The sequence below is a fragment of the Rhodococcus sp. IEGM1339 genome, from assembly GCF_050321925.1.
GTDB classification, from domain to species: domain Bacteria; phylum Actinomycetota; class Actinomycetes; order Mycobacteriales; family Mycobacteriaceae; genus Rhodococcus; species Rhodococcus pyridinivorans.
Map to the genome: position 1 here is coordinate 155,301 of NZ_JBNQFT010000005.1, position 25,629 is coordinate 180,929.

At 68.3% G+C, this 25,629-nt stretch carries 28 protein-coding genes, 2 tRNA genes and 2 pseudogenes; 20 read left to right on the plus strand and 12 right to left on the minus strand.

The features are described from left to right. Nucleotides 1-49: 49 nt before the first annotated feature. Genes ybeY through era form a run of 3 tightly spaced genes read left to right on the plus strand, consistent with a single transcriptional unit; the run spans nucleotide 50 to nucleotide 2,881 of the window. Nucleotides 50-592, plus strand: coding sequence for an rRNA maturation RNase YbeY (ybeY, locus tag ACQR3U_RS08755; RefSeq protein ID WP_006554478.1), 543 nt, complete (start codon nucleotides 50-52; stop codon nucleotides 590-592). A gap of 58 nt (nucleotides 593-650) precedes the next feature. Next, nucleotides 651-1,967, plus strand: coding sequence for a hemolysin family protein (locus ACQR3U_RS08760; protein ID WP_230810347.1), 1,317 nt, complete (start codon nucleotides 651-653; stop codon nucleotides 1,965-1,967). Further along, nucleotides 1,964-2,881 carry a GTPase Era gene (gene era, locus ACQR3U_RS08765; protein WP_024101353.1) on the plus strand — a complete coding sequence of 306 codons (918 nt, stop codon included), beginning with the start codon at nucleotides 1,964-1,966 and terminating at the stop codon, nucleotides 2,879-2,881. The genes ACQR3U_RS08760 and era overlap by 4 nt, the downstream gene beginning before the upstream one ends. Before the next feature lie 9 nt (nucleotides 2,882-2,890). Here the strand turns inward: era and ACQR3U_RS08770 are convergent, their stop codons facing one another. The 4 genes from ACQR3U_RS08770 to ACQR3U_RS08785 all read right to left on the minus strand — a co-directional run bounded on the left by ACQR3U_RS08770 (nucleotide 2,891) and on the right by ACQR3U_RS08785 (nucleotide 7,356). Then, on the minus strand, nucleotides 2,891-3,538 hold the full coding sequence (locus tag ACQR3U_RS08770) for a cysteine hydrolase family protein (RefSeq protein WP_372477569.1): 648 nt from the start codon (nucleotides 3,536-3,538) through the stop codon (nucleotides 2,891-2,893). 41 nt (nucleotides 3,539-3,579) lie between these two features. Continuing rightward, nucleotides 3,580-5,121 (minus strand): permease, encoded by a 1,542-nt coding sequence (locus tag ACQR3U_RS08775; protein WP_230810349.1) that lies wholly within the window; start codon nucleotides 5,119-5,121, stop codon nucleotides 3,580-3,582. A 259-nt stretch (nucleotides 5,122-5,380) separates the two neighbouring features. Next, on the minus strand, nucleotides 5,381-5,956 hold the full coding sequence (locus ACQR3U_RS08780; RefSeq protein WP_230810367.1) for a TetR/AcrR family transcriptional regulator: 576 nt from the start codon (nucleotides 5,954-5,956) through the stop codon (nucleotides 5,381-5,383). Further along, nucleotides 5,947-7,356 carry an amidase gene (locus ACQR3U_RS08785; protein WP_230810350.1) on the minus strand — a complete coding sequence of 470 codons (1,410 nt, stop codon included), beginning with the start codon at nucleotides 7,354-7,356 and terminating at the stop codon, nucleotides 5,947-5,949. Before ACQR3U_RS08785 ends, ACQR3U_RS08780 begins: the two co-directional genes overlap by 10 nt. Nucleotides 7,357-7,459: 103 nt before the next feature. Here ACQR3U_RS08785 and recO point away from each other — a divergent pair, with 103 nt between their 5' ends. Genes recO through ACQR3U_RS08805 form a run of 4 tightly spaced genes read left to right on the plus strand, consistent with a single transcriptional unit; the run spans nucleotide 7,460 to nucleotide 10,029 of the window. Next, nucleotides 7,460-8,290 carry a DNA repair protein RecO gene (gene recO, locus ACQR3U_RS08790; RefSeq protein WP_121209080.1) on the plus strand — a complete coding sequence of 277 codons (831 nt, stop codon included), beginning with the start codon at nucleotides 7,460-7,462 and terminating at the stop codon, nucleotides 8,288-8,290. Next, the gene (locus tag ACQR3U_RS08795; RefSeq protein ID WP_050993415.1) at nucleotides 8,247-9,053 is read left to right on the plus strand and encodes an isoprenyl transferase; all 807 of its coding nucleotides are present in this window, start codon (nucleotides 8,247-8,249) and stop codon (nucleotides 9,051-9,053) included. The genes recO and ACQR3U_RS08795 overlap by 44 nt, the downstream gene beginning before the upstream one ends. After that, on the plus strand, nucleotides 9,050-9,475 hold the full coding sequence (locus tag ACQR3U_RS08800) for a hypothetical protein (RefSeq protein WP_006554470.1): 426 nt from the start codon (nucleotides 9,050-9,052) through the stop codon (nucleotides 9,473-9,475). The genes ACQR3U_RS08795 and ACQR3U_RS08800 overlap by 4 nt, the downstream gene beginning before the upstream one ends. Then, a complete protein-coding gene (locus ACQR3U_RS08805; protein WP_033097768.1) occupies nucleotides 9,472-10,029 on the plus strand; it encodes a T3SS (YopN, CesT) and YbjN peptide-binding chaperone 1 in 558 nt (185 codons plus the stop codon). The genes ACQR3U_RS08800 and ACQR3U_RS08805 overlap by 4 nt, the downstream gene beginning before the upstream one ends. 18 nt (nucleotides 10,030-10,047) lie before the next feature. Here ACQR3U_RS08805 and ACQR3U_RS08810 read toward each other — a convergent pair whose 3' ends face one another. Next, nucleotides 10,048-10,464, minus strand: a complete 417-nt coding sequence (locus tag ACQR3U_RS08810; RefSeq protein ID WP_006554468.1) for a Fur family transcriptional regulator — start codon at nucleotides 10,462-10,464, stop codon at nucleotides 10,048-10,050. Next, entirely contained in the window at nucleotides 10,461-10,844 is a 384-nt protein-coding gene (locus tag ACQR3U_RS08815) for an ArsR/SmtB family transcription factor (RefSeq protein WP_006554467.1), read from the minus strand. The genes ACQR3U_RS08810 and ACQR3U_RS08815 overlap by 4 nt, the downstream gene beginning before the upstream one ends. Nucleotides 10,845-11,020: 176 nt before the next feature. On the opposite strand from ACQR3U_RS08815, the gene ACQR3U_RS08820 reads away from it, so the two are divergent. Further along, the gene (locus tag ACQR3U_RS08820; protein ID WP_230810351.1) at nucleotides 11,021-12,412 is read left to right on the plus strand and encodes a glycine--tRNA ligase; all 1,392 of its coding nucleotides are present in this window, start codon (nucleotides 11,021-11,023) and stop codon (nucleotides 12,410-12,412) included. Nucleotides 12,413-12,493: 81 nt separating this feature from the next. Here ACQR3U_RS08820 and ACQR3U_RS08825 read toward each other — a convergent pair whose 3' ends face one another. The 3 genes and pseudogenes from ACQR3U_RS08825 to ACQR3U_RS08835 all read right to left on the minus strand — a co-directional run bounded on the left by ACQR3U_RS08825 (nucleotide 12,494) and on the right by ACQR3U_RS08835 (nucleotide 15,180). Beyond that, entirely contained in the window at nucleotides 12,494-12,940 is a 447-nt protein-coding gene (locus ACQR3U_RS08825; RefSeq protein WP_230810352.1) for a DUF6670 family protein, read from the minus strand. Further along, a pseudogene (locus tag ACQR3U_RS08830) lies at nucleotides 12,940-13,149 on the minus strand (DUF6670 family protein); the annotation flags it as partial. The gene ACQR3U_RS08825 and the pseudogene ACQR3U_RS08830, both read right to left, overlap by 1 nt. A 15-nt stretch (nucleotides 13,150-13,164) precedes the next feature. Beyond that, on the minus strand, nucleotides 13,165-15,180 hold the full coding sequence (locus ACQR3U_RS08835; RefSeq protein ID WP_230810354.1) for a TPM domain-containing protein: 2,016 nt from the start codon (nucleotides 15,178-15,180) through the stop codon (nucleotides 13,165-13,167). An 86-nt stretch (nucleotides 15,181-15,266) separates the two neighbouring features. Between ACQR3U_RS08835 and ACQR3U_RS08840 the strand changes: the two genes are divergently transcribed. The 3 genes from ACQR3U_RS08840 to dnaG all read left to right on the plus strand — a co-directional run bounded on the left by ACQR3U_RS08840 (nucleotide 15,267) and on the right by dnaG (nucleotide 19,308). Continuing rightward, nucleotides 15,267-15,959, plus strand: coding sequence for a YdcF family protein (locus tag ACQR3U_RS08840; RefSeq protein WP_006554464.1), 693 nt, complete (start codon nucleotides 15,267-15,269; stop codon nucleotides 15,957-15,959). A gap of 38 nt (nucleotides 15,960-15,997) precedes the next feature. Then, nucleotides 15,998-17,269 carry a deoxyguanosinetriphosphate triphosphohydrolase gene (locus tag ACQR3U_RS08845; RefSeq protein ID WP_064852512.1) on the plus strand — a complete coding sequence of 424 codons (1,272 nt, stop codon included), beginning with the start codon at nucleotides 15,998-16,000 and terminating at the stop codon, nucleotides 17,267-17,269. Between the two features lie 143 nt (nucleotides 17,270-17,412). Continuing rightward, complete coding sequence (gene dnaG / locus ACQR3U_RS08850) at nucleotides 17,413-19,308, plus strand: DNA primase (protein WP_230810355.1); 1,896 nt, start codon at nucleotides 17,413-17,415, stop codon at nucleotides 19,306-19,308. A 4-nt stretch (nucleotides 19,309-19,312) separates the two neighbouring features. On the opposite strand, the gene ACQR3U_RS08855 is transcribed toward dnaG, so the two are convergent. Then, nucleotides 19,313-19,558, minus strand: coding sequence for a hypothetical protein (locus tag ACQR3U_RS08855; RefSeq protein WP_024101344.1), 246 nt, complete (start codon nucleotides 19,556-19,558; stop codon nucleotides 19,313-19,315). 148 nt (nucleotides 19,559-19,706) lie between these two features. Between ACQR3U_RS08855 and ACQR3U_RS08860 the strand changes: the two genes are divergently transcribed. Continuing rightward, nucleotides 19,707-19,779: transfer RNA gene (locus ACQR3U_RS08860), tRNA-Asn, on the plus strand. A 190-nt stretch (nucleotides 19,780-19,969) separates the two neighbouring features. Then, nucleotides 19,970-20,043: transfer RNA gene (locus ACQR3U_RS08865), tRNA-Ile, on the plus strand. 152 nt (nucleotides 20,044-20,195) lie between these two features. On the opposite strand, the pseudogene ACQR3U_RS08870 reads toward ACQR3U_RS08865, so the two are convergent. Next, a pseudogene (locus tag ACQR3U_RS08870) lies at nucleotides 20,196-21,401 on the minus strand (tyrosine-type recombinase/integrase); the annotation flags it as partial. Further along, nucleotides 21,398-22,117 (minus strand): helix-turn-helix domain-containing protein, encoded by a 720-nt coding sequence (locus tag ACQR3U_RS08875; protein WP_230810356.1) that lies wholly within the window; start codon nucleotides 22,115-22,117, stop codon nucleotides 21,398-21,400. The gene ACQR3U_RS08875 and the pseudogene ACQR3U_RS08870, both read right to left, overlap by 4 nt. Nucleotides 22,118-22,266: 149 nt before the next feature. Here ACQR3U_RS08875 and ACQR3U_RS08880 point away from each other — a divergent pair, with 149 nt between their 5' ends. The 7 genes from ACQR3U_RS08880 to ACQR3U_RS08910 all read left to right on the plus strand — a co-directional run bounded on the left by ACQR3U_RS08880 (nucleotide 22,267) and on the right by ACQR3U_RS08910 (nucleotide 25,553). Further along, nucleotides 22,267-22,491 (plus strand): helix-turn-helix transcriptional regulator, encoded by a 225-nt coding sequence (locus ACQR3U_RS08880; RefSeq protein WP_217579661.1) that lies wholly within the window; start codon nucleotides 22,267-22,269, stop codon nucleotides 22,489-22,491. 89 nt (nucleotides 22,492-22,580) lie between these two features. Continuing rightward, nucleotides 22,581-23,072: a hypothetical protein gene (locus ACQR3U_RS08885; RefSeq protein WP_230810357.1), complete on the plus strand. Its 492-nt coding sequence runs from the start codon at nucleotides 22,581-22,583 to the stop codon at nucleotides 23,070-23,072. 1 nt (nucleotide 23,073) lies between these two features. Beyond that, nucleotides 23,074-23,262, plus strand: a complete 189-nt coding sequence (locus tag ACQR3U_RS08890) for a hypothetical protein (protein ID WP_217579663.1) — start codon at nucleotides 23,074-23,076, stop codon at nucleotides 23,260-23,262. Further along, complete coding sequence (locus ACQR3U_RS08895) at nucleotides 23,259-23,606, plus strand: hypothetical protein (protein ID WP_230810358.1); 348 nt, start codon at nucleotides 23,259-23,261, stop codon at nucleotides 23,604-23,606. The genes ACQR3U_RS08890 and ACQR3U_RS08895 overlap by 4 nt, the downstream gene beginning before the upstream one ends. 3 nt (nucleotides 23,607-23,609) lie before the next feature. Beyond that, nucleotides 23,610-24,464: a helix-turn-helix domain-containing protein gene (locus ACQR3U_RS08900; protein WP_230810359.1), complete on the plus strand. Its 855-nt coding sequence runs from the start codon at nucleotides 23,610-23,612 to the stop codon at nucleotides 24,462-24,464. Nucleotides 24,465-24,990: 526 nt separating this feature from the next. After that, the gene (locus ACQR3U_RS08905) at nucleotides 24,991-25,221 is read left to right on the plus strand and encodes a hypothetical protein (RefSeq protein WP_230810360.1); all 231 of its coding nucleotides are present in this window, start codon (nucleotides 24,991-24,993) and stop codon (nucleotides 25,219-25,221) included. Beyond that, complete coding sequence (locus ACQR3U_RS08910) at nucleotides 25,218-25,553, plus strand: hypothetical protein (protein ID WP_230810361.1); 336 nt, start codon at nucleotides 25,218-25,220, stop codon at nucleotides 25,551-25,553. Before ACQR3U_RS08905 ends, ACQR3U_RS08910 begins: the two co-directional genes overlap by 4 nt. Nucleotides 25,554-25,629: the final 76 nt, after the last annotated feature.

Genomic DNA, 25,629 nt, shown 5'->3' on the forward strand with positions numbered 1-25,629 from the left:
ACACCCTTGTAGATCAACCGAATACCGTCGTGCAGAAGGAACTCCAGTCATGAGCATCGAGATCTCGAACGAATCGGGAATGGACGTCTCGGAGGAGGAACTCCTCGACGTCGCCCGTTTCGTGATCGCCCGGATGGATGTGCATCCGGCGGCGGAGTTGTCGATGGTGCTCGTGGACCTCGACACCATGGCCGATCTGCACGTGCGGTGGATGGACCTTCCCGGCCCCACCGACGTGATGTCGTTCCCCATGGACGAACTCGAGCCCGGGGGGCGTCCGGACGCTCCCGAACCGGGACCGTCGATGCTCGGCGACATCGTGCTGTGTCCGCAGTTCGCCGCCGACCAGGCGGCGAAGGCCGGCCACCCGGTGGCCCACGAACTCGCCCTGCTCACCGTGCACGGCATGCTCCACCTCCTCGGCTACGACCACGCCGAACCGGAGGAGGAGAAGGAGATGTTCGGCCTGCAGAACCAGCTCCTCGCCGAGTGGTACGAGGAGATCCGCCGCGCCGAGCACGAGGCGCGGCTCGCCGCCCGCGACCGGAAGTTGCTGGGCAAGGCCGGTTTCGTCGACACCCCCGAATCATGAGCGGCGACAGTGCGAGCCATCGTGATCGGACGGCACCGATCGAGGGAGTGACGATCGCGTGAGTACCGTGCCCCTCGTCGTCCTGGCGGTCGTCCTGGTGGTGCTCGGCGGCCTGTTCGCCGCCGTCGATTCCGCGCTCAACACCGTATCCGCGGCGCGCGCCGAGGAACTCGCGAAGGACGGCCGCCCCAGTGCGCGCCGCCTGCTCGGTCTGCTCGACGATCGGCCCCGCTACGTCAATCTGACGGTGCTGCTGCGCATCCTCTGCGAGATCACCGCCACCGTCGTGCTCGTCGGTGCGTTGCTCGCCGTGCTGGACCGCACATGGGCGCTCGTCGTGGGCGCTGCGGTGATGGTGATCGTCGACTACGTCGTGATCGGGGTCAGCCCGCGCACGCTCGGACGCCAGCACGCGTACCCGATCGCGCTCGCCGCCACCGGACCGCTGCGGGTCCTCGGTGTCCTGCTCGGTCCGATCAGCCGAATCCTCATCAGCGTCGGCAATGCGGTCACGCCCGGTCGCGGTTTCAGGAACGGCCCGTTCTCCAACGAGATCGAGCTGCGCGAACTGGTCGATCTCGCTCAGGAGAGCGGGGTCGTGGCCGACGAGGAACGCCGAATGATCCAGTCGGTGTTCGACTTCGGCGACACCACCGCTCGCGAGATCATGGTTCCACGCCCCGAGATGGTGTGGATCGAGGAGACCAAGACGGCCGGTCAGGCCACCTCGCTCGCCGTCCGCAGCGGGCACTCGCGGATCCCGGTGATCGGTGAGAACGTCGACGACATCCGCGGTGTCGTCTACCTCAAGGATCTCGTCCAGCAGACCTACTACCACCGCGACGGCGGACGCAGCGTCTCCGTCGCCGACGTCATGCGACCGGCGGTCTTCGTGCCGGATTCGAAGCGCCTCGACGATCTGCTCGCCGACATGCAGCGCGACCGCAACCACATGGCGATCCTCGTCGACGAATACGGCGGCATCGCCGGTCTCGTGACGATCGAGGACGTCATCGAGGAGATCGTCGGCGAGATCGCCGACGAGTACGACACCGGGGAGATCCCCGACGTCGAGGAACTCGGCGACGACACCTACCGCGTTTCCGCGCGACTTCCCGTCGAGGACCTCGGCGAACTGTTCGACATCGACATCGAGAACGACGAGGTCGACACCGTCGGCGGACTCCTCGGCTACGAACTCGGCCGAGTTCCTCTGCCGGGTGCGGAGGTACGGACCCACGGACTGCTGCTCCGCGGTGAGGGCGGACCGGACGTCCGCGGGCGGGTGCGTGTGAGCACCGTCTTCGTGCAGCGCGTCAGCCCCGAAGAAGAACCCACCGATACCGATACGGCCACCACCGAGGAGCATGCATGACCGACACCGACTTCCGTTCCGGCTTCATCTGTTTCGTCGGCCGGCCCAACACCGGGAAGTCGACGCTCACGAATGCGCTCGTCGGCAGCAAGATCGCGATCACCTCGTCGCGCCCGCAGACCACCCGCCACACCATCCGCGGCATCGTCCACCGCGACAACGCCCAGCTCATCCTCGTGGACACCCCGGGACTGCACCGCCCGCGCACCCTGCTCGGCCAGCGGCTCAACGACCTGGTGCAGGACACCTACTCCGAGGTCGACGCGATCGGCATGTGCTTCCCCGCCGACGAGAAGATCGGCCCCGGCGACCGCTGGATCCTCGAGCAGGTGCGCCACATGGCGCCGAAGACCCCGGTCATCGGCATTGTCACGAAGATCGACAAGGTGGGCAAACAGCAGGTCGCCGCGCAGTTGCTCGCCGTGTCGAAGCTCCTCGGCGAGAACTGCGAGGTCGTGCCGGTCTCCGCGGCCTCGGGTGAGCAGGTCGAGGTCCTCGTCGACGTCCTCGTCTCGCACATGGAACCCGGACCGGCCTTCTATCCCGACGGCGAGCTCACCGACGAGCCGGAAGAGACCCTGATGGCCGAGCTCATCCGCGAGGCCGCCCTCGAAGGTCTCGGCGACGAGCTGCCCCACTCGCTCGCCGTCGTGATCGAGGAGATCACCGAACGCGAGGGTCGCACCGAGAAGCAGGGCGAGATGCTCGACGTGCACGCCCTGCTCTACGTCGAACGGCCGAGCCAGAAGGGCATCGTCATCGGCAAGGGGGGCGCGCGGCTGCGCGAAGTGGGCACCGCCGCACGCACCCAGATCGAGAAGCTCCTCGGCGTGAAGATCTACCTCGACCTGCACGTGAAGGTCGCGAAGGACTGGCAGCGAGACCCCAAACAGCTGGGCCGTCTGGGATTCTGACGCCGAGCCCTACGGGGTGGACGCGGTGATCGGCCGGGCGACCCACGTAGACGCGAGGTCGTCCGCGGTCACCACGGTCCCGAAGTTCTGCGCGACCACCGCGACCGAGGCGGCGTGCGCCGCGGGACTGTAGGACGCGGCACAGTCTTCGACGAGCGAGACCCAGTACTCGTGGAACAGGCCGCTGCGCAGGCTCGATTCGACGCAGATCTCGGTGGCGACGCCGGTGAACAACAACGATTCGATGCCCCGTGACCGCAGGACGCTGTCGAGGTCGGTGCCGACGAACGCGCTGAAGCGGTGTTTGACGATCACCGGTTCTCCCGGCTCCGGGCGGACGCCGTAGAAGTCGGCTCCCGGAGTACCGGGCCGGCAGGTCAGGCCGGTTCGCGCCGTGCCGGGACCGGTGCCGACGCGGCCCAGCCACTGAGGCGTGTCCGTGGTCTCGTCGTGCTCCGTGCGGATCCACACGACGGGCACGTCCCTGCGGCGGGCGCGGTCGATCAGTTCCGCCAGCCGCGGTGTCATGGCGACGGCGGCGGAGACGTCGAAGCCGCAGCCGGCGAGAGCGCCGCCGGGGGAACAGAAGTCGTTCTGCATGTCGACGACGACCAGGGCGCAGCGTTGCGGGTCGTAGCGGAAACCGGATTCGTCCACGGGGGTCCTCTCCTCGAAGGTGTTCGGTGCGGATGCGGTGATCACCAGATCACCACCGCGGCGACGGCGGCGACGAGCAGTCCGCTCACCACCGGGATCGCGAGTCGTCGCACGAGATCTCCGACCGGAACGCGGCAGAAGCCCGCGACCACGATCAGCGACGACCAGATGACGAGGGTGCCGCCGCCGGTCCAGGTCGCGGCGTTCTGCGCGAGGGCGGCGAGCGTCGCGGTGTCCATGCCGGCCTGCGGGGCGAGCGCGGCGGCGATACCACCGGTGAGCGGCAGACCGGCCCAGCCGGAGCCGTCCAGGCCGATGAGCATGCCGATCAGGAGCATGCTGAACGCGGCGAAGAGACCGTTGTCGGGAATGTAGGTCTGGATGCTCTCGACGGTGTCGAACAGGAAGGCAGGTCCGGTGCCGTCGTCGAGTCCCAGGATCGAACCGGAGTAGTCGGGGATGCCGAGATACACGAATCCGGCCACCGGCAGGATGATTCCCATGGCCTTGAACGCGTAGACCAGGCCGTCGACGAATTGGGTGGCGCAGTGTTCGAGGGCGTCGGCCGGGCGCGTCGTCAGGGTCACGGCGGCCATGAGGACGAGCGCGGTGCCGCCGACGAGCGAGGCGCCTGCGCCGTCCGACCACGGCACGAGATCGGTGAAGCGCCCCAGCATCATGTAGACGAGCACCAGGCCGAAGGTCGCAGGAACCCCGATCGCCCAGGCGCGTGCGCGTGCGGGGCGGGTGAGGACCGGGGTGAGAGTTCCGGGCAGGTCGATGTCGGCCACGGTGCTCACCGATGCGGTGTGGTCGGCTTCGGTGTGGTCGGTCCCGGTGTGGTCGTTCCCGGGGGTCGGGAGGTCCCCGTTCGGGTGCGGTGCCGGACGTCCGGAACCGGAGCCGCCGGGGCCCGGATCGTCCGTCGCAGACACGAGATTCGCGGAGTGGCGCACGATCTCCTTGCGGATGGTGAGGAACCAGGCGAGTACGGCCGCGGTCAGACCCACGATGAGGGACAACACCAGCGCGCGGTCGGCGATGTCGTCGGCCGGCACACCTGCGCCGCTCGCCGAGATCGACGGTGCGAGACCGATGACGTAGTCGGAGGCGAGTGCCATGCCCTGTCCGGAGATCGCGAGGGCGAGCGCGGCGCCGAGCGGCGGCAGCCCGGTCTTGATCGCCGCCGGGAGCAGCACGGCACCGATGAGCGCGAGAGCGGGTGTGGGCCAGAAGAACAGCGACAGCAGATAGGTGACGACGAACAGCACGACGTAGGCGATGCGGCCGTTGATCATCCAGCGCCCGAAGGGACGCACCATGAGTTCGTCGGCGCCGATGGTGCGCATCGCCGCGAGCATCGATGTCACGGCGGCGATGACGACGAAGATCTCGAAGAGCGCTCCGCCGGCGGTGAGGGTGGCGCGGAAGACCGCCATGACGGCGGAGGCGACGTTGCCGTCGTAGGCGAGGGCGGTGGCGAAAGTGGCGACGACGGCCGGTATCAGGACGTTCTTGCGTAGTGCCATGGCGACGATCAGGCCGACCAGTCCGAGCAGGAAGACGATGTGCGCGACGGTCACGGGAGACTCCTCGACGTGTGAACATGCGGCGGGCGACGACCGTGGACGGATCGAAGGGCGCCGCGACATCGATGGGCGGCACCGCCGTCGTCGGCCGGAACATGTCGATCTTGAAGAGTCGGACAGGACTCGGCAATCGGCCGACAGACCACTCGCGACGGGAAAGAACTGTGCACACTGCACAATTCGTGACGGTGGTGTTTCGTCACGGACGCGGATGTGAACGCGTCGTCACGCCGGGGTGGTGACCGAAGGGAGCTCAGCGACGCGTGGCCGCCGCGCCGTGCAGCAGCAGCAGAACGGCCTCCGACAGATCCGGCTCCGTACCCGTCGACAGGCGGCGCAGTTGCAGCCCGGTGATGGTCGCGACGACCGTCGGGGCGATCGTCTCCGGATCCGGCACTCCCAGCGCGGAAAGGACGGAGACGGTCAACGCGTCGTAGGCACGCCAGCAGCGTTCGGCGACCCGCCGCAGTTCCTCGTCGCGCCCTGCCTGCACGTAGAGCTCGAAGGGGGCGATGCGTTCGGCCGTGAAGGTCAGGTCGCGGGCGACGCGTTCGGTGAGTTCGGCGGCCTCCGTCAGCGACAGGGCCCGGGATCGATACTGCTCGGCGAGTTCTCGCAGCCGCTCGGTCTCCTCGTCGACAAAGAACTCGAGCGCGGCGCGCAGCAGGTCGGCCTGGGCGGGGAAGTGGTAGGTGATCGAACCGAGCGAGACCTCGGCGCGCGCCGCGATGCGCCGGTTCGTCACCCCGGCGACCCCGTTGGTGCCGACGAGATACAGGGTGGCGTGGACGATCCGCGAGCGGGCGTCGTCGCGTGTGGTCACCACCAGTGCTCCGGGGTGTGTTCGTGCCAGCGGAGCACGGATTCGAGTTGGGAGGCGAGGGACACCAGCAGCGGTTCGGAGTTTGCCGGGCCGAGCAGTTGGGCACCCACCGGCAGTCGCTCCTCGGTGAAACCCGCGGGGACGTTGATCGCGGGCCAGCCCAGCACGTTCCACGGCCACGCGTAGGGGCATGCGCCGGTGATGACCTTGTCGGTCGCCCAGCCGCCGATGCCGTCGATCGCCGTCACCGGCAGCGGCGGTGTGGCGGTGGTGGGGGCGAGCACGACGTCGAACCGGTCGAAGATGCGGCCGACCCGACGGTGCAGTCGCGGTTCGATCGCGCGCGCCGCTCGCAACGGATAACCGTGCAGGAACCGGCCGGTGCGGGCGTTGGCGCGGGTGCGCACGTCGGCGAGGGACGGGTCGGGCAGGCGGTACAACCAATCCTCGATACCGGCCATGGATCGAGGGAGGAAGGTGAGACCGAACGTCATTCCGTAGTCGGGATCGGCGAGCGTCACCTCGTGGCCGAGATCGCGCAGTACCGCGGCGAGTGCGGCGATGCGGGTGCGGACGCGGGCGTCGAGGCTGGTGGGTGTCGCGGTGAACGGGATCTTCAGCGACAGAGCGATGTTCAGTCTGCCGGGATCTCGTCCCACGGCGTCGGAGACGGTCAGCGGCGCGCACGCGTGCCGGTCGCCGGGGTGGTTCCCGGACACGACGTCGAGGAGCAGGGCCGCGTCGGCGACCGTGCGGGCGAGTGGGCCGTGCGTGGTGAGTCCGTTGAAGGATTCGGCGTCGGGCCACATGGAGATCCGGCCGCGTTGGGGCTTGATGCCGACGAGATTGGACCACGAGGCGGGGATGCGGACCGATCCGGCGCCGTCGGATCCCAGGGCGGCCGGCACGAGTCCCGCCGCGACGGCCGCGGCGCTGCCACCCGACGAGCCGCCGGGGGTGTGGTCGCGCGACCACGCGCTGCGGGTGTGCCCGAAGGCGTCGCCGCCGGTGAGCGGCCACTGGCCGAGTTCGGGGGAGTGGGTCTTGCCGACGATCACCGCGCCGGCGGCCCGCAGGCGACGCACCACCTCGGCGTCGGTGTCCTTCGGGGCGAAGGTGCCGGCGCAGCCGAACATCGTCGTCTCGCCGACGATGTCGGTGTCGTCCTTGATCGCGATGGGGACACCCAGCAGGGGGAGGTGTTCGCCGTTCGCGCGGCGCCGGTCGGCCTCGCGGGCCTCGTCGAGTGCGGTGGTGCGGCGCACGACGCGGAAGGCGTTCAGGTGCGGTTGCGATTCGTCGATCCGGTCGAGGCTCGCACGGACGAGGTCCGTGGAGGTGGTCTCGCCGCGGTCGAGTGCCTCGACGGTCGCCTTCAGGTCGCGCAGGTCGGTTCGAGCGTCCATTCGTTCCCCCGTTCGTTCGAACGAACAATAACGCGTTCCCGTTCTGGGTGTCGAGTCCCTTCGTGGACCGTCCCGTGTCACCGCGACATGACAGACTCGGGGAGTGAGGCTTTATCGGGACAACGCGGTGGTGCTGCGCCAGCACAAGCTGGGCGAGGCCGACCGCATCGTCACCCTGCTGACGCGTCGGCACGGTCTCGTGCGGGCCGTCGCGAAGGGCGTGCGCCGGACACGCTCCAAGTTCGGCGCACGGCTCGAACCGTTCGCCCACATCGACGTCCAGCTCCACCCGGGCCGCAGTCTCGACGTCATCACCCAGGTGCAGACCCTCGACGCCTTCGCGGTGGGTATCGTCGACGACTACCCCCGCTACACCACCGCGTGCGCGATCCTCGAGACCGCCGAACGCCTCGCCGGTGAGGAACGCGCGCCCGTGCCGCGCCTGCACGCACTCACCGTCGGCGCCCTCCGCGCGGTGTGCGACCGCACCCGGCCACCCGAACTCGTACTCGACGCCTATCTGCTGCGGGCCATGGCCTACGCGGGATGGGCGCCGGCGATCACCCACTGCGCGCGCTGCGACCGTCCCGGCCCGCACACCGCCTTCCACGTCGCCGCCGGTGGTGCGGTGTGCGTGCACTGCCGTCCGCCGGGGGCGGCCACCCCGGCCCCGGGTGTGTTGGCGCTGCTCGACGCGCTCAACCACGGACGCTGGGCCGACACCGAGGCCGCCGACACGGCGGTGCGTCGCCAGGCCAGCGGGCTCGTCGCCGCGCACCTGCAGTGGCATCTCGAACGGCAACTGCGTTCGCTGCCCCTCGTCGAGCGCGGTCGCACCGACCCTGCGACGGGGAACCGGGTTGATGACGTCGCCCGGGGTGTCCGGCAGGATGGGGACCGTGATTCGACGACGTACCACGCCCCCATCGCCTGAGCGGGTGATCCGGCCGCCCGACCCGCATCCGTCGGGCGCGCGACCTCCCGTGCTGCAACCCGAGCTGATCCCCCAGCACGTGGCGCTCGTGATGGACGGCAACGGTCGCTGGGCGCAGGAGCGCGGTCTGCCGCGCACCGCCGGCCACGAACGCGGCGAGGCCGTGCTGATGGACACGGTGTGCGGATGTATCGAGATGGGCGTCGAGTGGCTCTCGGCCTACGCCTTCTCCACCGAGAACTGGAAGCGCAGCCCCGACGAGGTCCGCTTCCTCATGGGCTTCAACCGCGACGTGATCCGCCGCCGCCGCGACGAGATGCACGAGATGGGGGTGCGCGTCCGGTGGGCCGGTCGCCGTCCCCGCCTGTGGCGCAGCGTGATCAAGGAACTCGAGATCGCCGAGGAACTGACGAAGGACAACGACGTCATGACTCTCACGATGTGCGTCAACTACGGCGGTCGCGCCGAGATCGCCGACGCCGCACGGGAGATCGCCCGCCGGGTCGCGGCAGGGGAACTCGATCCCGAACGCATCACGGAGTCGACGATCGCGCGGTATCTCGACGAGCCCGACATGCCCGACGTCGACCTGTTCCTGCGGCCCTCGGGCGAGCAGCGCACCTCGAACTTCCTGCTGTGGCAGTCGGCCTACGCCGAACTCGTCTTCCAGGACACGATGTTCCCCGATTTCGACCGGCGCGATCTGTGGGCGGCGTGCGTCGAATACGCCTCCCGCGACCGGCGGTTCGGTGGTGTGAAGTGACCTCGCTGCGCGAGCGGATCGCGGGCGCGCTGACGCCCTTCGTCGACGTCCGCACCCCGTCGTCCGCCGCCGACGGCGACGGCTCGTTCGGATTCGACTACGGCGCCGTGCCCTTCGCGCTGCAGGTCGTCACGCTCACCGAAGGACTCGACGTGGTCTCCGTCACCGGAGTGCTCGCGTGGGATCTTCCGCTCGACGACGCCGTGCGCGGTCGGGTCGCGGCCGCCGCCGACGCCCTGCAGTTCGGCTCGGTCCACCTCATCGAACGCGAGACCGACGCCGACGTCGTGCTGCGGTACTCGTTCCCCGCGACCGGGCTCGACGACACGGCGCTGACCACCATGCTGTTGCTCGTGCTCGACGGTGCCGCCGACGCGCGTGGCGCCGTGGCCGGCACCCCCGATCCCAAGGAGAATTCGTGACCACCACCGACATCGACGCCGAGACCACCACCGAGGAGGTCGTCGCCGCCGACGGGACGCACGCCGTCGCGATCCCCACCGAGGACGACGACATGCTGCGCGCCGCTGTGGTGGAGACGCTGTCCGAGATTCTCGAGGAAGCGCCCGAGCCCGACGAGGACGGCGAGATCCCGATCTGGATCGACGACGTGCTCACCTACGCGACGGTCGACGCCGAGGGCGGCTTCGTGCTGCTCACCACCTACCTGGTCGAGGGCATCACGGGCCGCACCCGCGCCGCCGAGGTCCTCGGCGACCTGCAGGTCGAGTTCCCCGAAGTCAAGTTCGTCCTCGACAAGGACCGAGTCACCGTCGAACTGCGGGTCGCGGCGTCGCCGCTCGTCCCGATCCATCTCGTGCGGGCCGTCGCGTCGCTCGTGCCGGTCGTCGAGCAGGCACGCGCATTGGCGCAGCGTCTCGGCGGAGAAGCGTCGGTCTTCGACGGTGAGGCCGAGGACGGCGAGGAGAACCTGCTCGCCGACGGCTGCGGCTGTGATGACTGCGATTGCGGCTGACGGCCGCGGGCCGTCGGTTCAGCCCTGAGCGAGGGCGCACTCGCGGCAGTTGCCGAAGATCTCCACGGTGTGGCTGACGTCGACGAAGCCGTTCGACTCGGCCACCTCGTGCGACCAGCGTTCGACCTCCGGGCCGTCCACCTCGACCGTGAAGCCGCAGTGGCGGCACACGAGATGGTGGTGGTGCCCGGAGGAACACCGCCGGAACAGCGACTCGCCGCTGTCGGTGCGCAGCACGTCGACGCTGCCGACCTCGGCGAGCGACTGCAGGGTGCGGTAGACGGTCGTCAGGCCGATGCCCTCGCCGCGCTTGCGCAGCTCGTCGTGCAGGTCCTGGGCGGACCGGAACTCCTCGGTGTTGTCGAGAAGGTCGACGATGGCGCTGCGTTGACGGGTCGAGCGGACCCCCACGAGAGGTTTGCGGGCGGAGGTCACTGCGATCGTCCTTCCTGGGCGTGAGCGACGGCGTCGACGACGATGCGGGCGAGATGGTCGTCGGCCAGGTGGTAGAGCACTTCGCGTCCCGAGCGTTCGCCGCGCACGACGCCGGCGGTCTTGAGCACGCGGAGATGCTGGCTGATGAGCGGCTGGGTGACGCCGAGAGCGCCGACGAGCTCGTGCACGCAGCGGGCCGACTCGCGCAGTTCGAGCACGATCGAGATGCGGACGGGTGCCGACAGTGCGCGCAGCAGCTCACCGGCCGCGATCAGGGCGCCGGGGGAGACATCGACCGGGGACGGCAGGGCGTCGCTGCCGATCGGGCCGCGGGCGCGCTCGCCCGTGCTGCACTCGCGTGGATCGGCGTCGATGCTCACGGGGCTCCTCGGGGCAGGGGCGGCCGCCGGTCGGCGGGCCTTATTGCAAATCGATTCCATTTTGATATGCACGGTTGTGCATGTCAACCGGCGCGAATTCGAGCTGCGAACGAGGAGCGATAGGCTTACAGATCGACGCATGCTGCGAAAACCCGCATCGAAGATGGAGAAACCGAGTGGCACCCAAATCCAAGATCGATACCGTCGCCAACCTCGCCAAGCGCCGGGGCCTGGTCTATCCCTGCGGTGAGATCTACGGCGGCACCAGGTCCGCGTGGGATTACGGGCCGCTCGGCGTGGAGCTCAAGGACAACATCAAGAAGCAGTGGTGGCGCAACATGGTCACCAGCCGCGAGGACGTCGTCGGCCTCGACTCGTCCGTGATCCTGCCGCGTCAGGTCTGGGTCGCCTCCGGCCACGTCGGTGTCTTCAACGACCCGCTCGTCGAGTGCCTGAGCTGTCACAAGCGTCACCGGCAGGACCACCTGCAGGAGGCCTACGCCGAGAAGAACAAGCTCGACGACCCCGACGCCGTGCCGATGACCGAGATCGTCTGCCCGGACTGCGGCACCAAGGGCCAGTGGACCGAGCCCCGCGACTTCAACATGATGCTCAAGACCTTCCTCGGCCCGATCGAGAGCGAGGAAGGCCTGCACTACCTGCGCCCCGAGACGGCGCAGGGCATCTTCGTGAACTTCGCGAACGTGCTCACCACCTCGCGCAAGAAGCCGCCCTTCGGCATCGGCCAGATCGGCAAGAGCTTCCGCAACGAGATCACGCCCGGCAACTTCATCTTCCGCACCCGCGAGTTCGAGCAGATGGAGATGGAGTTCTTCGTCAAGCCCGGCGAAGACGAACAGTGGCACCAGTACTGGATCGACTACCGGATGAACTGGTACACCGATCTGGGCATCAACAAGGACAACCTGCGCCTCTACGAGCACCCGCTCGAGAAGCTGTCGCACTACTCGAAGCGCACCGTCGACATCGAGTACCGCTTCCACTTCCAGGGCAGCGAATGGGGTGAGCTCGAGGGCGTCGCGAACCGCACCGACTTCGACCTGTCGACGCACTCGAAGCACTCCGGCACCGACCTGAGCTTCTTCGATCAGGCCACCAATGAGCGCTACACGCCCTACGTGATCGAGCCGGCGGCCGGCCTGACCCGTTCGCTCATGGCCTTCCTCGTCGACGCCTACACCGAGGACGAGGCACCCAACTCCAAAGGTGGCGTCGACAAGCGCACCGTGCTGCGCCTCGACCGTCGTCTCGCGCCTGTCAAGGCCGCCGTGCTGCCGCTCAGCCGCAACGCCGACCTGAGCCCGAAGGCCAAGGACCTCGCCGCGAAGCTGCGCCAGAACTGGAACATCGAGTTCGACGACGCCGGCGCCATCGGCCGCCGCTACCGTCGCCAGGACGAGATCGGCACCCCGTTCTGCATCACAGTCGACTTCGACACCCTCGAGGACCAGGCCGTCACGATCCGTGAGCGCGACACCATGGCACAGGAGCGTGTGAGCCTCGACCAGGTCGAGGGCTACCTCGCGCAGCGCCTGATCGGCTGCTGACCGATCCGATCGACGCAGATGCCCTCCGGTCCCGACGGACCGGAGGGCATCTGTCGCTTCGTAGCCGGGTGCTCGTAGCGGTCACCTCGTCGAGCGCAGATCGATGTACTCGAAATATCTGCGGCCGGAGATCTCCTCACCCCGCCAGATCGCCGACCATGCGAAACCGGTGACCAATCCGGTGCTCAGCCCGTAGGTGAAGGGGGTGTCCATGATCCCTTCGAAATCCAGCCAGGGACGACCGCGGGTGTCCTTCACCAGGAACCGGGTCCGGCGCGGCACCTGCATCGGGATGCCGTAGGGAGTCGGCTCGGACTGGTCGCTCAGTTCAACCATCTCGAAATCCACGTCCCGGCAACGGGTTTCGTCACCGCTGCGGGTACACGGGGTCGCCGTCGTCATGAACGGTCGGTCACCGATCGCGTAGCGGCTCAACAGGATCTGCGTGTCGGCGTCGAGATCGACGATCTGGTAGACGAAATGGTCGAGCGGAGCCTTCGCCGCGGGCGGCAGAGGAGCGGACCGCATCAGATACGGGCTCGGTATCGCCCGTACTCGAACGAGCACAGACCGTCGGCCGTGACGCTGCGACCCTGGTGGGTGAAGGTGCCCTCGTATTCGGTGAGCAACCCGAAGTGCTTGTAGAGCGGGCTGCGGAAGAACCATGAGACCGTGTCCGTGTCGGTCGGTGTCAGCGCGACGTCGACCGTTCCGAGGCGTCCCACGAGTTCGTAGTGGGGGTAGCGTCCGGTCTAGAAGCGTCCTCCACTCGATCCGCCGAAGCCACCGCCCCCGAAACCGCCCCCACCGAAACCGCCACCGAAGCCACCGCCGCGGCCGCTGTTGAGCACGCTGTTGATGAGGATGCCGCCGAGCACGGCACCGGCGACGTTGCCGCCCGACGAACCACCGCGGGGCGGACGGTGCTGGTTGTTCCAGCGCTGCACGTCGTTCTGGGCGCTGCGCAGTGCCTGCGCGGCCAGCGACGCGGCGGACCGCGCGTACTGGATGGCGGCCGCCGGATCGGACTCGGCTGCCTGCTGCGCGGCCTGCAGGTGCCGCTGCGCCTCCGACAGGCGGGTGCGTGCCTGGGCGCCCACGACGCCGCGGCGCGTCCCGATGAAGTCGGCCGCGGCGGTGACCTGCGCTTGCGCTGCGCTCAGATCCTGTTCGAGGCGGCGCCGCATCTCCTCGGCTTGCTGCTTCGCCTGCCGCGTCCGGGCACGCAACTCGTCGAGACGCGCATCAGCCTCGACGACCCGCGTGAAACTGCCCAGCGGGTCGGTGTGCTGCTCGGCCCGGGCGTGGTCGAGGGCTTCCTGCACGGCCTTCAGGGCGTCGACGAGTTCCTGGCCGCCCGCGTCGAGGAGTTGCTTCGCGTCGACGACACCCTGTTCGGCGTCCTCCACCGCGGCGGGAAGCGTCGCGATCGCGCGCCGGATGTCCTCCGCCGCATGGTCGAGCGCGTCGAGCAGCGTCGCGGCATGCCCCAGTGCGCGTTCGGCCTCGCGGATCGCGCGCACGGCGTCGCCCTGCTCACCGACCGGTCGCGCCACCGCCGTGCGGCCCTGGTCGATCGCGTTCTCGGCGAACGAGATCTCCTCCCGCGCCAGCGAGACGTTGTCGACCACCGGAGTCAGGGCGCCCGCCGGGAACTCCGAGTGCAGCTGCCCCAGAATCCGCTCGGCCTCGGGGATGCGGGCCTGCAGCGCGATCGCGCGCTGCGTGAGGCCGTCCAGACGGGCCGGGGCATCGAGCAGCAGGTTGCGCATCTTGTCGAACGCCTCGACCTGCGCATCGAGTTCGCGGTTCGCCTGCCCGCACGAGGAGACGAGCTGCACGAGCATGTCGCGCTGCTGTTCGGGCGTCTCGGGGATGTCGTCGTCGAGGCGCTGACGGATCTCGAAGGCGTTCGCCAACGCGACCTGTGCCTGCCGGTGTGCGCGGTCGAAAGGAGCCACCGCGGAGTCCCCGAACTCACCCCGGGCGAGCTCGAGCGCTTCGGCGCTGGACCGCACCGCGTTGTCGGTGTCCACCAGGAGGGTCTGTGCATACTGGTCTAGACCCTCGACCGGCAGACCGCGCAGAGCGGTCGTGTCGGCCGGATCGACCTGCGCGGCCTGCGCGGCACCGGCGTCGGCGCGCTTCCTCTTCGACCGCCGGTTGTAGACGTAGAGCCCGGCACCACCGGCCGCGATGACACCGCCGCCGACGAGCAGCGTCGTCACCGGAGCAGCCGACGGCGTAAGGGCGTTGCTCAACCCGTCGGCCGCGCCCACGGCGGCGCCCGCCCAATCGCTGTTGCGCAGGGCCGGCACGACGCCGGACGAGCTGATCCGGTCGCGCTCGCTCTCGGAGATCTCCGAACCCGTCGGTGTCCACAGCGCGAACTCGCGGTCGTCGGTCGCCACCGCCAGCAGCGCGGTGTCGGGACCGAAATTGCTTGCCTGCGCGGTGGCCTGCGCCCAACTGTTGTAGTCGCGTCCGTCGAAGCTCGACACGTAGGTCACCCACAACTGCAGGCCGTGCTCGTCGTAGAGGGCGTTCGTCGCTTCCTGGATGCGTGCGACGTCGGCGTCGTCGAGCACGCCCGCGGTGTCGGTGATCGGCTGGGGGAGCCGCGAGGGTGGCTCCGCGGAGGCCGCCGCGGGAAGGAGCAGCCACGCGGTCACTGCCAGCAGGGCGGGGACGAATGCGAGCGCGGACCGTGCAGGTCGCCGGAGCGGTGCTGCAGGTCGCCGGAGCGGTGCGGCCGATACGTGTGCCATGGAATCGAATCTAGTGGTTGCGAGGTGAGGACGGGGTCGGCGCGTCGTCCGGTCGACGCGTTCTCGTTCGCTGGCAGAATCAGGGGGTGAGCACCGCATCCCGCCGCACCGGCACCACCGCGACGTACACCGGGGACGACCTCGGGGTCGGCGCGCGCATCGCGCGCTGGCTCCGGCGACTGATCATCGGGGTGCTGCTCGCCGCCGTCCTCGTCGTCGGCGGCACGGCGCTGCGGGTGTGGCAGGTCGCGCGGATCGACGACCGCACCCCCGCCGACGCCATCGTCGTGCTCGGGGCCGCGCAGTATTCGGGCACACCGTCGTCGGTTTTCGAGGCCCGCCTCGAGCAGGCCCTCAAGCTCTACGAAGCGGGAGTGTCGCCGCGGATCGTCACCGTCGGCGGCAAGCAGGAGGGCGACCTGTTCACCGAGGCCGCGGCGGGCAAGAACTATCTCGTCTCGCGCGGGGTGCCCGCCGAGTCGATCGTCGCCGTCGAAGAGGGCTCGGACACACTGCTCAGCGTCGAGGCCGTCAGCCGCGAGATGTCGGAGCTGGGCCTGTCGTCGGTCGTGCTCGTCAGCGACCCGTGGCATTCGTTGCGTACCCGGACCATGGCGCGCGACGCCGGTCTCGACGCCTGGACCGCTCCCACCCGCCAGGGTCCGGCGGTGTTCACCCGCGAGTCGCAGCTGCACGGCATCGCCCGCGAGACCGGCGCGTTGATCTGGTACCAGATCACCCACTTCTCCGCCGATTTCCCGTACACGGCGCAGCAGTGAGGCGGAACGTAGGGTCTTCGGTGACGGAAGGCAGTGTGATGCAGGGCTACAGCGAACACGATCTCGAACGGCGCGTCGCAGAGCCGCGCAAGACCTCGGCGCTCGCCGGGTCCGAGGGAGCGGCGTCCGAGCGGACCGCCTTCGCACGCGACCGTGCGCGCGTGCAGCACTGCGCGGCCCTGCGCCGCCTGGCCGACAAGACACAGGTCGTCGGCCCCCGTGACGGCGACACCCCGCGCACCCGTCTGACGCACTCGATGGAGGTCGCGCAGATCGGCCGCAGCATCGGCGAAGGGCTCGGCGCCGACCCCGATCTCGTCGACCTGGCCGGCCTCGCCCACGATATCGGGCACCCGCCCTACGGGCACAACGGCGAGCGGGCACTCGACGCGGTCGCGGAGTCCTGCGGCGGATTCGAAGGCAACGCGCAGAACCTGCGCATCCTCACCTGCCTCGAACCGAAGATCCTCTATCCGGACGGCTCGAGCGCCGGTCTCAACCTCACCCGCGCCTCGCTCGACGCGACGCTCAAGTACCCCTGGACGCGTCCGCGCCCGGGCGCGAAGTTCGGCTCGTACGACGACGACGCCGAGATCCTCCACTGGATCCGCGAAGGCGCACCCGAGCGCCGCAAGTGCCTCGAGGCGCAGATCATGGACTGGTCCGACGACGTCGCGTACTCGGTGCACGACCTCGAGGACGGTGTGATCGACGGTCGCATCGACCTGCGGATGCTCGACGATCCCGACGATGTCGCCGGACTCATCGAGGTGGGCATGCGCGAATTCTCGGGTCTCGACCCGGCCGAGCTCACCGAGGCGGCGAAGCGGTTGTCCTCCATGCCGGTGGTCCGCGCCGTCGGCACCTTCGACGGCACCCTCGCCTGCTCGGTCGCGCTCAAGAAGCTGACCAGCGAGCTGGTGGGCCGCTTCGCCAACGCAGCGATCCTCGGGACCCGGGAGGCGACGGAAGGCCGACGCGTCACCCGGTACGACGCCGACCTCGTGGTCCCGCCGATCGTGGTCTCGGAGGTCGCGTTGCTCAAGACGATGGCGCTGCAGTTCGTCATGTCCGACCGCGCCCACCGCACCCGCCAGGAATCGCAACGCGAACGCATCCACCGCGTCGCCGAGTGGCTACTGCGCACCGCGCCGGTCGGTCTCGACCCGTTCTTCGTCGCCGCCTGGGAGGCCGCGCCCGACGATGCTGCGAAGGTACGGGTCGTGGTCGATCAGATCGCGTCGTGCACCGAATCGCGCCTCGAACGGATCGACCGGGACAGCCTCGCCGCGCAGGCGAGCTGGGGCTGACACCGACGTTTGCGCACTTCGCGGACACAAGCACGAGTCCGGCGCCGTGCATCTGTCCGGAGGGACGCGCTTACGCGCTCGCGGGTGTGGGTTGCGTCGGACCGTCGTGCCGGGCAGTCTGCCCGGCGGCTTAGACTCGTCTCGTGGCCGGCCGTATTTCAGACAGAGACATCGCGGCCATTCGCGACCGCGTGCGCATCGAGGACATCGTCGGCGAGTACGTCGCACTCAAGCGCGGAGGCGCCGACTCGCTCAAGGGCCTGTGTCCCTTCCACGACGAGAAGTCCCCGTCTTTCCACGTGCGGCCCAATCACGGGCACTACCACTGCTTCGGCTGCGGTGAGGGCGGCGACGTCTACTCGTTCCTGCAGAAGATCGAACACGTCAGCTTCGTCGAAGCCGTCGAGCAGCTCGCCGAGCGTGTCGGCTACACGCTGAACTACGAAGGCGGCGGTCCGTCCGTCCAACGCGACCGGGGCACGCGTGCCCGGCTGGTCGCGGCGAACGCGGCCGCCCAACAGTTCTACGCCGAGCAACTGCGCGCGCCCGACGCCCAGGCCGCCCGCGACTACCTGACCGAACGCAACTTCGACCAGGCAGCCGCCGAGACGTTCGGCTGCGGCTACGCACCCGCCGGCTGGGACGCGCTCACCAAGCACCTCCTCGGCCGGGGATTCGAATTCTCGGAACTCGAGGCCGCAGGACTGTCCCGGCAGGGTCGCCGCGGTCCGATCGACCGCTTCCACCGTCGACTGCTGTGGCCCATCCGCAATCTCGCGGGCGACGTCATCGGCTTCGGTGCCCGCCGTCTGTACGACGACGACCAGATCACCGCCAAGTACATGAACACACCGGAAACGGTGCTGTACAAGAAGTCTCAGGTGTTGTTCGGCCTCGACCTCGCCAAGCGCGAGATCGCCAAGTCGCACCAGGCCGTGATCGTCGAGGGCTACACCGACGTCATGGCCATGCACCTGGCCGGCGTGAAGACCGCGGTCGCCGCGTGCGGCACTGCCTTCGGTGACGAACATCTCGCGCTGCTGCGTCGCCTGCTCATGGACGACAGCTTCTTCCGCGGTGAGGTCATCTACACCTTCGATGGCGACGACGCCGGTCGTGCGGCGGCGATGAAGGCGTTCGAGGGCGATCAGAAGACCGCCGCGAAGACCTACGTCGCGATCGCCCCCAAGGGCATGGACCCGTGCGAGTTGCGGCAGCAGTCGGGCGACGGTGCGGTGCGCGACCTCGTGGCCCGCCGCACCCCGATGTTCGAGTTCGTCGTGAAATCGATTCTCGCCGAACACAATCTCGACACCGTCGAAGGTCGCGTCGAGGCCCTGCGCCGATGTGTCCCCGTCGTGGGCCGGATCAAGGACCGCACGATCCGCGACAACTACGCGGTGCAACTCGCGCACTGGACGGGATGGGACGACATCCCCACCGTGCGTCGGCGTGTGCAGGAGGAGGCACGGCGAGGAGTTCGTGCACCGGAAGCCAAGGCGCGGCCCGCGACGGCCACGGCGGAGCCCGTGTCGGCCCTGCGCCGCCCTCGGCCGAATGATCCGACGCTGTGGCCGCAGCGCGACGCGCTGAAGGCCGCGCTGCAGTATCCGGGTATCGCCGGGACCGTCTTCGACTCCCTGCCGCCGGAGACCTTCACCGACCCTGCTTTCGCGGCCGTGCGGCAGGCCGTCGCCGACGCCGGCGGAACTGCAGCGGGCCTCGGGGGAGCCGAGTGGGTCGACGCCGTCGGCAGGGCAGCGACCGATCCCGTCGCGCACTCGCTCGTGATGGAACTCGCCGTCGAACCCGTCCCCGCCGAAGAGGACCGGCTGCCGCGCTACATCGGTGGCGTGCTGGCCCGGCTGCAGGAGGTCTGGGTCGGCGAGCAGGTGGCCGAACTGAAGTCCAAACTGCAGCGGATTTCCCCGGCCACCGAGTCCGAGGAGTTCCACGCCCTGCTCGGCGACCTCATGGCGCTCGAACAGTACCGGCGGAGCCTGCTCGACCAGGCCATCGGTGACGGCCTGGCCGGCTGACCGTCTACTTCTTCAACTGGTCCCGCGGGATCATGATCGTGGTCGTCTCGTCGATGGGCTTCATCGGCTCGAGCTTGGGCTGAGGACTGAGCGAGTCGGCGAGCTTCTGCCGGCCCACCTCGATCGCCTTCTTCGTGACGGGGCTCGCGGCCACCGCCTTGGCCGTCTTGCTGATCTGTTCGTACCTCGCGCGACCCGCTCGGGTGCCGAGTACGTATCCCGCAGCGACCCCGACCAGCAAACCCATCAATGTGTTGTCCTTCCACCTGTGACTGCGTCGTCCCCATCCTGCCCGATGACCCCGCAGCATGCCCACAAGCAGGCGATTTGGTGCTGCGGCGGGTGGGACGCTATGGTTTTTCACGCACCGGGGGAAACCGCGGAGCACCGCAGGACAATCCCCTGTAGCTCAATTGGCAGAGCATTCGACTGTTAATCGAACGGTTGCTGGTTCGAGTCCAGCCGGGGGAGCGCCTACAGAATCCTCCCACCCGTCACGGGTGGGAGGATTCTGTGTATCCGGGGGTGCCTATGCGGCAGAACATCCACCGATGTGATCTCTGTTACTTCGTACCCGGTAGAGTGTTGCCCGCTGTGTCCGGGTAGCATTCGATCGCGCCGTGCGAGCAGTGCGGCACTGTGCGACGCATGTCGTCGCGACGGGGCGGTAGCTCAGTCGGTTAGAGCCGCGGACTCATAATCCGCTGGTCGTGGGTTCGAGCCCCACCCGCCCCACCTTCACTACCAGGCATTTCGCCGAATTCCAGCGGCACGAAAAGGTTCGGATCATCCTCGGTGGTCACCGAGTGGTCACGCGGGTTTCGGGGCACGAGCGACGCCGCGGCCTCGGCGGCCTGAGCGCCCACCCCTCCGAGGAGATGCGAGTAGGTGTCCGACGTGATCGAGATGGACGAGTGCCCCAGTCGCTTGGACACCACCGCGATCGGGACGCCGGCGGCGAGCATCAGCGACGCCTGCCCGTGACGGAGGTCGTGCAGCCGGATATGGCGCAGGCCCGCCCCGTCGCACAGCCGCGCGAACTCGCTCGAGACAGTCGACGGCGGGATCGGTGTCCCATCCTCGCGAGCGAAGACCAGGCCGTGATCGCTGTACGCCTCGCCCCACGCCGCCCGCTCGGTGTCCTGGGCGAGTTTCTGGGACAGCAGGACTCCCACCGTGGCCTGGTCGAGATCCACGACCCGGTCCTCACCACTGGCTGTCTTCGGTCGCCCGAACCGGTACTGGCGGTGCTCGCCCTTGCAGCTGGGGCACTCGACCCCGCTCCCGTCGATCTCGACGAGCTGCTGTCGCACGGTGATCGTTCCGCGCGTGAGGTCGACATCCTGCCAGCGCAGGCCCGCGGCCTCACCGCGACGGAGCCCCGTCATCGCCATGACCTCGAACAGGGAGCCGAGCCGATCGGTGCCGGCGTAGTCGAGGAACCGGCCCAGCTCTTCGGGCTCCCACGGCGTGACCTTCGGTCGAGGCGCACGGGGGAGCTCGAGGTTCTCGGCGGCATTGTGTCCCACGAGGTGCTTCCGCTTCGCCGAGGTCAAGGCCGATCGCAGTGTCGCGTGTACCCGGCGGATCGTGGCGGGGCTGAGGGGCTTCGGGTTCCGCTTCGCTCCCTTCGGGATCTTCTCGTCGGGCTTCGGCTTCACGGGCGGGGCAGCGATGTCCCTCAGCATCTTTTCGACGTGTGTGGCCCGGAGGTCACCGAGGCGTAGGCGGCCGAGGTGGGGAATGAGGTAGGCGTCGATGTGCTGTCGGTAGGACCGCACGGTGGTCGGGCGGATACCGGACGCTGCCTTGGTCGCGATCCACTGATTCAGGTACTCGGCGACCGTGATGCGATTGTCGTGCGCTACCTGCCCGTTCGCGACGGATGTGAGGTACTTGCTCAGTTCCTCCTGTGCGTCGTCGGAGGTGCGGAAGCCGGACTTGCGGACCTGGCGCCGCTTCCCGGTGGCGGGATCGATGCCGAGATCGGCGACGAACGTCCAGGACCCGTGCGCCTTCTTGCACGCCTTCCGCCGGCCCTTGGCATCCCGCTCGACCGGGCATCGGCATCTTTTGTAGACACTGCCTTTCATGATTCCTCCCAGGTTGCGGGGTCGGACTCTTCCCAAGTTGCAGGATCGATTGCCTGGTATCTCGCTTCGCGGGGCATTGGAATCGGGGTAAGTCCCTGGGCTCGTTGCTCCCGGCGGTTCTCGGCGATCCGTTCCCGAGTTCGTGCGATGCGAGCCCGTGCAGCCTCCGCCAACACTTCGTCACGATCCATGAGCGCCGCCTGTTCGTCGCGCTCGTGCTGGCGTAGCTCTTTCCATAGATCGGCCTCAGCGCGCGCGAGGCGGATGCTCTGCGCGCCCTCCTCCCAGGCGGAAATGTCGGTCGATCGGGTGTAGGTCTCGCCGGGGAGAAACTCCATTCCTCCGCCCCAGGAATCCCCGCGGTTGACCCGCATGAGCGGATAGGGCTCATCTCCGTTGGAGAGGTAGCTGAACGGGGCTCGTCCTGAGAACCATTCGGCAGCGTCGTATGAGAACGCTTCCACCCCAGGGGCTACTTCGACTTTTTCTCCTGGAATGCCTGGGAACAGTAGGAGCAACGGTGGCACCCGCAAGGCCCGGGCGATCACGATCAGCTCGGCCACGCTGACCTCGCTGCGCCGGCCGTTCTCAAGGTTCGCAATCGAATTGCGGGGCAACGGATACCCGAGTTCGGTACACGCGTCTGCGAGCTTCTGGGCGCTGATGCCGAGGTCGTTCCGTCGACGGCGGACGGCCGCGCCGATTGCCTCTGCCATCGCCTTAGCCCATGGACTGGGCGGCGTTTTCGGATTCCTGCGTGACTCTGATTGCGCCATGGGAACACAAGCTACGGCGCTATTGATTGTTCGTCAACGGACGTGGTATCACTGTGTTGTCTTGAACGCATCCGAGAGGGATTTGTGTAATGGCAAAGCACTGGACCGAAAGGGAGGTGCGTGACCTCGGTGTCCGCACTGATCTGGTCACCGCCGCGAGTGTGATCGGGATCAGCCGTCCGTACGCCTACGAACTCGCGAAGCGAGGGGAGTTTCCGGCCCCGGTGCTTCGGCTGGGACGTAAGTACGTCGTGCCCGTCGCGGGACTTCTCGCAGTGCTCGGCATCGAGGACGACATCGAGGCGACCGCGTGACCGAACACCGGCCATCGGAAATGCGAACACCGGCGGGGGCAACCGCCGGCGTTCTGGAGAACCAACCCACTGGAAAAGGGAGATTCGTCATGGATACTACCGCCGCCAACCACACCGCTACGTGGGAAGACCGATGTGACCGACCGATCGGGGACGTGTGCATCAGCGCCGGTACCGGCGTCGACGAGATCCTCGGCGTCCCCCGCCCGAAGTGGGCGCACCCTGACGGTGACCGCGTGTCACTCGCACCTGCACGATCCGTCTTCGCTGGGGACGCTGCTCTCGTTCCGCTGACCCGACACCAGGGACACCGCCTGCCGGACAAGTCCATCGCAATCGCGCGGCTGGCTGTGGAGCCACGGCACGGCGCGGGCGGTTCGTTCGTGTGGTTCGAACGTCACGACGCAACGGCCACCGGGGACATCGAACTCGTTCGAGGCTCGGGGACGGCGCTCACCGTCGAGGAAGCGGTTGAGCTGGCACACACCTTGCTCGACGCCGTCGCGGTCCTGACCGAACCCGACCCGGACTCCGATGCGCCCATCGGCTTCATGCCGGTCGACCTGGACGAGGAGGCCTGACATGCCGAGTCTCCATGTAGCCATCGAGATCGACGTTCACGCCCGGGCGTCCAAGGCGGTCGACCGGATCATCGTCGACCTCGGGTCCTTCGGGTCGATCCACGTAGAGCCGGACAAGGCGCACGCCCTTATCGACGAACTTCAGGCCGCCCTCCGCGACCTCGCGGCACACCCGCAGGAGACCCGTTGACCGAATCCCAGCAGGCCCCGTCGCCGCGCACTGAGCGTGGCGGCGGGGCCGCGGGCGTCGACCAGGCGCTCGCGAATGCGCACCCTGACCTCATGACCCTGGCGCGGCAATGGCTGTCGACCCTGTCGACCGGTGCCGAGTTCACCGGCGCGCAGCTCGCCGAGCACCTGCCCGGGTACGTCGTCGACCATCGCGGCCGTCCGGGCGCTGCGGTCACCAACCTTGCGCGCGCCGGCCTCATCGAGTTCGCGGGCTACGCCGCCCGTGCCGCTGATGGTGGATGGGACCGGCCCGCACGTCTGTGGCGCCGCACCGATGTCCCCATCGAAGACGGTGAGGTCTGAGTCGTGTCCGGTCGATCGCTGAACAAGTTTGTGTGGATGGAGGCGCTTCGGGGTGCGGACCTCACGCACGCGGAGTACCGCGTCCTGCTCAACCTGAGCACGTATGCACGCGGCGATCTGACCAATGCCCACCCCGGCCTCTCTCGGCTGTGTGAAGACGCTCAGGTGTCTATGCCGACCGCGAAGAAGGCGCTGCGGCGCCTGGTCGAGAAAGGCTGGATCGTGCTCACGGATAGAGGCGGAAACGAGCACTGGAAGGGCAAGGCGAATGTCTACTCCCTCGCCTTCCCGAAGGGGGTAAGTGATTTACCCCCTTCGGACGTGAAGGGGGTAAATCCGCACACCGAAGGGGGTAACTCATTTTCGGAAGGGGGTAAATCGACACCCCTAGAAGGGGGTAACTCACTTACCCCCCAACAGGGGATTACATCAATGGATCCCAACATGGAATTTCAATCAGGGGGTGTCGTTGCGTTAAGCAACGCGGGCGCGAGCGCGCGCGAGGACACCCCCCTCCCCACTGAAACCCTCACACAGCAAGCCGAAGCCGCCTTCGGCGAGCTCTTCGGGGAGAGCCCGACTCACACCACCCCGGACACCTACGACGAGACCCCGGCGCCTGTCCTCGACGAACCGATGATCGACCCGGCCCGGAACCCCCTCGCATGGATCGACGCCGAACTCCCCGGCGGATTCCGCGGCACCGAGCGCGCACAAGCACAAGATCGCCTGGACGCGGGTGACCATCACGTCACCATCCGCTGGGACCTCGTCAGAGCACGCCACAGCCGCCCCAGGATCGGCGAGCGCCGACACCGCTTCATCGACGACGCACAGAGCACACAGGAGGCCCAGTGACCCACGACCGCACAGGCGAGCTCGTCGACGACACGGCCCAGGCGACGACGGAACACGACCCCCGATGCCGAGGTGGATGGCTCGGCGAAACCGACGGCGGCAACCCCATTCCCTGCCTCACCTGCCGGCCCCACCTACGCCGGCCGCTCGAGTGACACCCGACAAGGCAGATGGACCCCCTTCGCACAGCGCGGAGGGGGTCTTCTTTTGCTCCGAGTTCACGTGACCACCGTGTGACCACACCAGCTCTGACCAGTGCATATGACGTCCCAATCGGATACGTAATCCGCAGGTAGCCGCCTTGTCGGTGATGCGCGATACCGTGTGAGTGCCCGAGGCAGTAGCCGAGGGAAGTGGTTCGTGTAGGAGGTCTCCGGAGCAGAAGCACCCCTCGGGGCAGCTCCACGGAGTGGTTTCCAGCCTTGCGCGCCCATCACGGCCGACGCCCCCGGTGCCACCTCGGTGCCGGGGTCGACCGTTTGAGCGCCGCTGCTCCGCTGCACGGTCGATCCCTACCGTCTCGGCCATGAACACGAAACCGCAGGAACTCAGCGCCTCTACCTGGGCGGCGACGCTCGCCGGCCTCGTCCGGCAGGGCGTCGACCAGACCGACCCACGCGTCCAGCAGTGCCGCGCCGGCCTCGCCTACTGGCGCGGCCGGAACGCTCTCGGACCCGAGGTCGTCAACGCCCTCGACGACGTCGGCCGCGATCTGCTCATCGCGGTGCTTCGCGGTGACCAGGAGGTCTCGGCATGACCACACCGACCAATACCTCCATGCCCGTCGTCCACTACGAGGCCCCGCCGGTCAACCCCAGTGCCTCGGGGCTGTACCTCGTCTCGGCGATTCACGAGCAAGCCGCGGGCGCACCGAACCGCATCCTCGGCGGCATCGACGTCTGGCCCATCAACTACGACACCGGCTGGGGCACATGGCCGTCCGATCCGTGCTCGACCCCCGACCCCGGCCTCCTCAAAGCCGGTGTCCGATCGCAACCCGAGGACGCGTTCACCCCGCTCGAGGTCTGGGGCTACGACGAATGCGACCCGGCCGAACCGGTCGAGAGGGACTGCTGCACGATCCGGTGACAGATTCGGTCACGCAGCCTGTGTGGCTGGTGTGGTCATGATGGTCTCGAACTCGACAGGCGTCAATCTGCCGAGC